The organism is bacterium (genome assembly GCA_040755795.1).
Classification (GTDB): domain Bacteria; phylum UBA9089; class CG2-30-40-21; order CG2-30-40-21; family SBAY01; genus JBFLXS01.
The window spans coordinates 1-6,659 of the sequence record JBFLXS010000220.1 but is presented as its reverse complement, the minus strand read 5'-3'; the positions used below and the strand labels follow the sequence as shown (position 1 = coordinate 6,659).

The 6,659-nt window shown below is 33.7% G+C and carries 6 protein-coding genes; all 6 read right to left on the bottom strand.

Features of this window, described 5'->3' with window-relative positions; genetic code table 11:
* Window positions 1-123: 123 nt before the first annotated feature.
* Window positions 124-915, bottom strand: a complete 792-nt coding sequence (locus AB1414_13280) for a formyltransferase family protein (protein MEW6608396.1) — start codon at window positions 913-915, stop codon at window positions 124-126.
* Entirely contained in the window at window positions 912-2,117 is a 1,206-nt protein-coding gene (locus AB1414_13275; protein MEW6608395.1) for a pectate lyase, read from the bottom strand. Before AB1414_13275 ends, AB1414_13280 begins: the two co-directional genes overlap by 4 nt.
* Window positions 2,117-3,841, bottom strand: a complete 1,725-nt coding sequence (locus AB1414_13270; protein ID MEW6608394.1) for a polysaccharide deacetylase family protein — start codon at window positions 3,839-3,841, stop codon at window positions 2,117-2,119. The genes AB1414_13275 and AB1414_13270 overlap by 1 nt, the downstream gene beginning before the upstream one ends.
* A complete protein-coding gene (locus tag AB1414_13265) occupies window positions 3,838-4,893 on the bottom strand; it encodes a GNAT family N-acetyltransferase (GenBank protein MEW6608393.1) in 1,056 nt (351 codons plus the stop codon). Before AB1414_13265 ends, AB1414_13270 begins: the two co-directional genes overlap by 4 nt.
* Window positions 4,883-6,271 carry a glycosyltransferase family 4 protein gene (locus AB1414_13260; protein ID MEW6608392.1) on the bottom strand — a complete coding sequence of 463 codons (1,389 nt, stop codon included), beginning with the start codon at window positions 6,269-6,271 and terminating at the stop codon, window positions 4,883-4,885. The genes AB1414_13265 and AB1414_13260 overlap by 11 nt, the downstream gene beginning before the upstream one ends.
* A 154-nt stretch (window positions 6,272-6,425) precedes the next feature.
* A complete protein-coding gene (locus AB1414_13255) occupies window positions 6,426-6,509 on the bottom strand; it encodes a GxxExxY protein (protein ID MEW6608391.1) in 84 nt (27 codons plus the stop codon).
* Window positions 6,510-6,659 lie beyond the last annotated feature (150 nt).

Here is a 6,659-nt window from a genome sequence, read left to right as displayed (position 1 = left end):
CTACGGAACTGATTGATTTGTCTATCTATTCCTACCGATATTATGTTCCTAACGGAACGATTATTCTCATGCCTTATTTATGGGTATTATCCTATGTAAACTTCCAGTTAATAACCGCTATAATTATCGAGTTTTATTCTTTAATTTTTCTTCCAGAATCCTCTTTAATTTCTCATGCATGATATACCAGGTTTTTCCTTCTGCAGGGTTTTGGGGTGTAGGTCTTATTTCATTATTGAGTAATTTTTCGACACATTCTGCCATCAATCTGAAGACAAAATCAAATCCACGCTGGCGGATTTCTTCGATTGACTTACAACCTTCCAAACTGAATGGTTTTTGATATAAAATATCTCCAGTATCAATTCCACGGTCCATAAAATGTATCGTCCCAATTGTCTCATCATTATTAAGACATGCCCATTCGATGACATTCATCCCACGGTATTTTGGTAAAAAGCCGGCATGGGCATTAACGACCTTTAGATTGGGGATATTGAGGATGATTTCTTTCACAATTCCCACGCTAAATACTATTAAGATGTCTATCTTTAGGTCTTTAATGAGATTGGCACATTTGTTGGTGTTTAAATAATTAACAGGATAAACAGGAACATTGTTTTTAACTGCCCATTCATAGATAGAAATTCGTTCCTGCTCTGGTATTTCATTTTTTCCCTTTGGGATTTCCTTTGTTTTATTTTCTTTAATCAACCCTAATTTAACCATTATTTTCCTAAAAATCCCTAATCCTTCTGTCTTAAGTTGAAGTTTGAGAGAATTTAGCGGATTTTGTCCTTGTTTCCTTTTGACAAGAATTATGGCAGAAACAGGAATATGACGTTTTTCAAGTTCTTTAAGCACGGTTATGCTGGCGCGATTATAAGCTCCACGAGTGATTAATCCAATTCTCATTTAAGAATCTCCTCTTTTAATTGTTTTATAATCCTGTCTTCTAATATCAGTGCATCTACGAAATATTTTGTTGCCCAACTGGGGTAAGAAAAGATACGATAGTCGCCCCAGATAGGGTGTGAACCCTTTATTCCTCCTTGTATTCCTTTATCAGAGGAATTTAGAACCTGCGTCGAAATGAGGAAATCATTCATTTTTAATGAGGCATTCAAATATTTAAAATCTTTAGTCTTTTCAAATAACCTCATCCAGATAATTGACATCTGAGCACAGCCGGTTAAACAACAAGAAGTAACGGTTGGTTTCCAATCAGAATTATATCTTCCTTTTAAAGACTTATCAATCTCAAATCTTTTTAAAAGGGCATCAGCCGATATTGTAGCTTTTTCAATATATCTTTGCTCATTTAATAGAATGCCTGATTCTAAAAGTCCCTCAATGGTATATCCAATGGTATGAGTAAGTGGCTCAAAATTTCTTTTTGGGCTATTATCACAATCTTTAAACCAGCCATTTTCCTGTTGTAGTGTTAGTGCCCATTCGATATTTTTTCTTGCGGCTTGTCGGTATTTATCTTCTTGATTTATCTGATAAAATTCTAACAATGGCAAATCAACCCTTGTATCATAGCCTCGCACAATATCTAAATAGACATATTGTCTCCAGGCACCATCATCATCTTGAACTGCACATATCCAATCAGCCGACTTTTTAGCCGCATTATAATATTTTAAATCATTCGTTTCTTTATAAGCCCTGGTTAAACCCTGGAGTATCTGGGCTGTATTAAACACCGTAGGTTTAGCTCCTCGACCAATATATCCACCTTGAAAGGCACCATTTTCCATCTGGATGGAAACTTCAAAATCAGCCATCTTAATGGCACGATTTCTTATTTCCTCATGTGAGGTCAGGTGATAATAATCAAAGAAGGTAGGGATAATATAACCGGTTACCTCCGGGTAAGAAGTTGACCAACCTTTATCGAAGAAATATGTTGCCACTCCACCATCACCCGTTGCATCCTGGGCTCGACACAGCCAATTTATTGCCGCATCTATATATTTTGTATTTGTCTGGTAATCATCCCGTTTAGGTTTTATTAATAACCAGTCGTGATAGATTATCTTAAATCGGGCTGGATAAATTAAATTGCGGACCATTGCTATTCCAAATTTAATCTTTTGTTTAATACCATCCATCAGTTAGAATCTCCTTTCGGGACTTTTATCAAAAATTCCTTTGTCGCCTCTTTGGTGATTAACATACATTCCGTCTCGGATAAAGGGCGAAGGTTACACTTAACCCCCTCAATGGCAAGATTTTTTAAATTAATATTACTGAGTTTAAAAGAAAAATCTCTTTCTATGAGTATGTCAGAAATACATCTATACTCAAATTTGTCTTCTTTTACTATTCTAACCGATTCACGCCTTTTCCACCACTGAATAATATCCTGACATAATCTCACATAAATTTTATTCTCAGATAACCATTTTAATATCTCTTCATATATTCTTTCCCGGCCTGGATTTTCTTTTTCATTAAATCCCTGTTGATGCCAGAGAATTATACCTAATCCATTATACTTTTTAGCCATTTCCAATAACCTTTTGCTATTGGTTAATGCTTCATCTGTGGAGTATTTCTGATAAGTAAATAATGTCGTATCCATAATTATCAGTGGTAACTCGATTAATGGCAATTTTTTATTCTCTTTAATATGATAAAGATACAAAGGGAAACTGCATCCTGTTCGGAATCCTTCATAGTCAGCATAGCCAACCGTAGTATCATATTCAAAACCTGCCTCTGTATAAACTTGCCATGTAACCTCAGGATTAAATCTTAGATAATGACCTCTAATGCCGTTGATGGGATGACCTGATACTTCCTCAACTCGTTTCTTTTCACATAAGATTTGATTGTGCCTATTATAAGAATCATAACTTGCGTGTAATCCAATCTCAAATCCTTGTTGACTAATTTCTTTAACAATATTTTTTAGCTTTTTATTTCTGATTTTATATGTACTATTATCTGCTAATAGATAAAAGGAAGAGAGATAGCCGTATTGTTTTTCTAATCGGACTATTTTCTCAAAATTCCAGTAAGGGTCTTCATATCGCAAGCAATTATAAATCTCTAATATTCCATTTTGAATCCATTGATATTTACATTTTAGAGTCCCGACGATTATCTCTCTTATTCCTTTTTCCCATAGTTTCCATTTCTGAATATCGTCCACATCATGCGTTAAACAAACGGCTGATATTCTTCCTTCTGGCCAATACCACTTCTGAACAAGAACCTCTTTTTGCCTCTTTGCACAATATAAAAATATTTGCTGTAAGAAATTTAGATAAATGCTGACAATCGGTGTTTCAACAAGTTTATCCAACATACTGTAAGAAGATAAGAACCTATCGTGAATATCTCTTTTAAGTGATAGAATTTGCTCCTGACATGTTACTAAATAGAATGTCGAGGCAATAATGTCAAATTTAATATCTATTATAGTTACATTCCCCTGTTGTCTGGTAGATAAAATATCATTATCAAAACAAAGATTTTCAGCGTCAAGATAAGTAATTTTTTTTAAAATTTCTGATAAGAATTTATTTTCTAAAGTAGCGATTTCCTGCCAATAGGATTCTGTTTTATCTTTATCCAGATTAGACTTGAAAAGGGCACGAAGCGATATAAATTCTTGACTACAAGGGATATTGACAATTATTCCCGTTGTTTCAAGACAATTGGGAAGACTGTCTCCATAATTTATTATCAATAAAGGGTTAATTTTAATAAGTTCCTTATGATTAGAAGAAACAACATAAGAAATCCCTATGGCATTAAGTAATATCTCAAATACATAGGTAATCTCGTTATCAATTGCAGAATTCCAGTTTTTATATATTCCAATCATTTATATCTACCAACTAAAAAAAGTTTTATCCGACTTTTAATTTCATTTATATTTTGAGATATGGCTAAAGCGATAGAATTTATCTTACTTACCGCAAAATAATGTTTGAGTTCTCCACCAAATCCTCTTTTAAATTTTTCAATTGAGGGAGTATTAGCTCCAACAAGGTCGAGCTCTTTAATCTTCCCTGAAAGATGCTCAAAAACTGTCCAGAAGGTTAATGATGCTCCACCACTACTGCGTAAAGTCGGGTGACTCGCTCCAAATAGATAATAGGCTCTTTTATTATCCGTAACAATGAATACCCCGGCGATTAATTCCCGATTAACATCTCTTGCAAAATACATCTGAGCCTGATTTAGTGATTTTAGTTTTGTATAGACATTTGCCATCAATTCTGGTGAAGAAGGTTGTAGTCCCTGTTTTTTATAAGTAACTTCATAAAGTTGATAGAACTCATCAATGTCTTCTTGGGGAGTAACTTCGATATTCTCTTTCCTTGCCTTTTTTATATTACGAATAGTTGTGGATTCCATATTATCCCAGACATAGCTCAAATCTTCTATGTTGATGATATAAGTATATCTCACTTCATGGGTAAAGTTATTCCAGGTAAATGGTCTAATATCCTCATAGGAGATATGATGAGCCATAGTTATTTTATCGTAAGTCTTTATGAGTTCTGGAATTATAGTGTTAGCCACATCTCGTTGCAGGGTAATGCGTTTTTTATAGCTCAGAGATGATGGGTCTTTACATAATATCCCTCCATAGGGCGTAAATTTTGGGATAAAGATATATTTGAATCTTTTTTCCTTTCGTTCGACAAAGGATATCCCTCCAATTAGTTCATCTCCTTTATAACAGGTTAAAATTTTAAACTCGCCACTTAAAGAGGTTATAATTTCTAACCATTTAGAAGAAGAAAATATAGTCCCTTGAGGTGATTTTTGGACGAATTCATCCCATTTATCATATTCATCTTTTCCTAAATATCGTGTCGTATATTTCTCCTCAACACTTTCCTCAATGGATAATTCATTACTCTCCATTTTTATTTCCTTTTGAAGATAGGATGGAATTAAGTATTTCAGTGAGATTTAAACCAAGTCTTTCATAAGAGAATTTATCTATTTCTGCAGAAATGCCTTCAAGTTTTAAAGACTTTTCTTTATATTTATTATACAGTTCAATTATTGCTTTTTTAATCTCTTGAGGGTTATCCGGTTCTACTACCACACCAGTATTTGTTTTTCTAATTATTTCTGCGGCGACTCCAGTTGAAGGAACAAGTGCCAGAATTGGTTTTTTTGCTGCCAGATATTCAAATATTTTACCGGTCACAATATAATCTGTCATATTATCTTGCTTCTGAATAAATAAAATAAGGACATCTGAAGAGCTCATATACCGTATCGCCTCATTATGAGGTAGCCAATTAATTATTTTTAAGATTTTATCCCATTTAAAGCCGTTCACAAGTGTTTTATATTCTTCTTCCAATATCTCTCCTAAAAAAATTACACTTATCTCTTTTTCTATCCCTTGATTTTCTTCAATTAACTCTGTCAGTGCCTTCAAAAAGTACTCTGGTGTTCTCCCTCGATAAAAACTGCCTATATAACTCATTGTGAATTTTTCCGATAATCTTTCTAATGTTATCCCTTTAAAGTCATCCGGGTCAAATCCATTAGTAATGGTGATAAATTTCTCCTTTTCTATATTGAAATATTTTGCACAGAGTTTTTGTGTAAGCACATCTGAAATAGAAATGACTTTATCGGCATATTTAACAATTTCCCTTTCCATAAATTCCTCTATTTTTCTTCGTCCTTTCCATGAGGCTTTTTCATCAAAGGCATAACTAAGTGTCCAGGGGTCTCTGAAATCCGCAATCCATGGTTTGCCGGTTAACTTTTTTAGCATATAACCAATTAAATGGGCTGTTTTAGGAGGAGCGGTTGAATAAATAATATCTATCTTTTCTTTTCTTATTACCTTGATGCCTTGAAATAAAGCAAATGGTAACCACCCGATGTATTTATCAGGCAGAGTCAGAATATCTGAGATATAAAAAAATATCTTATCTATTACGCCACCCTTTTTCTCTTTTTTCGGGGTATCATCGATAATATCTTTTGTTTTAAGATTATCTCTTCCTTTGTTTTTCAAAAAACAATTTTTTATCCTGATAAGCAAATTAAATGAGCTAATTATTCTTGTTCGATAAATCTTGAGATTTTTATCTACTTTTCCCCACAAAGACATCTCAGTGGGAATAGAGAAAGCATCATAATAGTTTTCTTTTATAGTTAATATGACCGTCCTCCAGTTATATTCAGGCAAATATTTAGAAAAATTTAACACCCTCATTGTGCTACTTCTTCCTGATGGAGGAAAATCAGAAGTAATTAGAAGAAGATTTTTCATTTATTTTCATTATCCTTTTGGCAATATAAAGAGAATATACCATAAATCTTCATCCAGGTCAATAGATTTTTGAAAAAAGTGATAAATTGAAAGTAAAAAGTAACTATTCACCGCAGAGACGCGGAGACACAGAGAAAAAATTAAAATCTATTGGCTATACGCTTAATTCCATTTCTAATAGACCTGGACCTAATGTCTTATGTATTTCAATTGCTGCACCAATAATTTTTTCTGTTATCTGATTTAGTAACTATTCAGCCTGTAGGAAAGTAGGGAAGTAGGAAAGGGGAGACATTGTCCCCAGAAGAGGAATACCGTGCACATCCTTTATCCCTTTCCTACTACCTACTTGCCTACTATTTCCTCCTGAAAGTAGGAAGTAGGAGAG

Excerpts from the sequence above, each read along its gene's own strand:
- AB1414_13280 (MEW6608396.1), bottom strand. The coding sequence starts at position 915 with ATGAGAATTGGATTAATCACTCGTGGAGCTTATAATCGCGCCAGCATA.
- AB1414_13275 (MEW6608395.1), bottom strand. The coding sequence starts at position 2,117 with ATGGATGGTATTAAACAAAAGATTAAATTTGGAATAGCAATGGTCCGC.
- AB1414_13270 (MEW6608394.1), bottom strand. The coding sequence starts at position 3,841 with ATGATTGGAATATATAAAAACTGGAATTCTGCAATTGATAACGAGATT.
- AB1414_13265 (MEW6608393.1), bottom strand. The coding sequence starts at position 4,893 with ATGGAGAGTAATGAATTATCCATTGAGGAAAGTGTTGAGGAGAAATAT.
- AB1414_13260 (MEW6608392.1), bottom strand. The coding sequence starts at position 6,271 with ATGAAAAATCTTCTTCTAATTACTTCTGATTTTCCTCCATCAGGAAGA.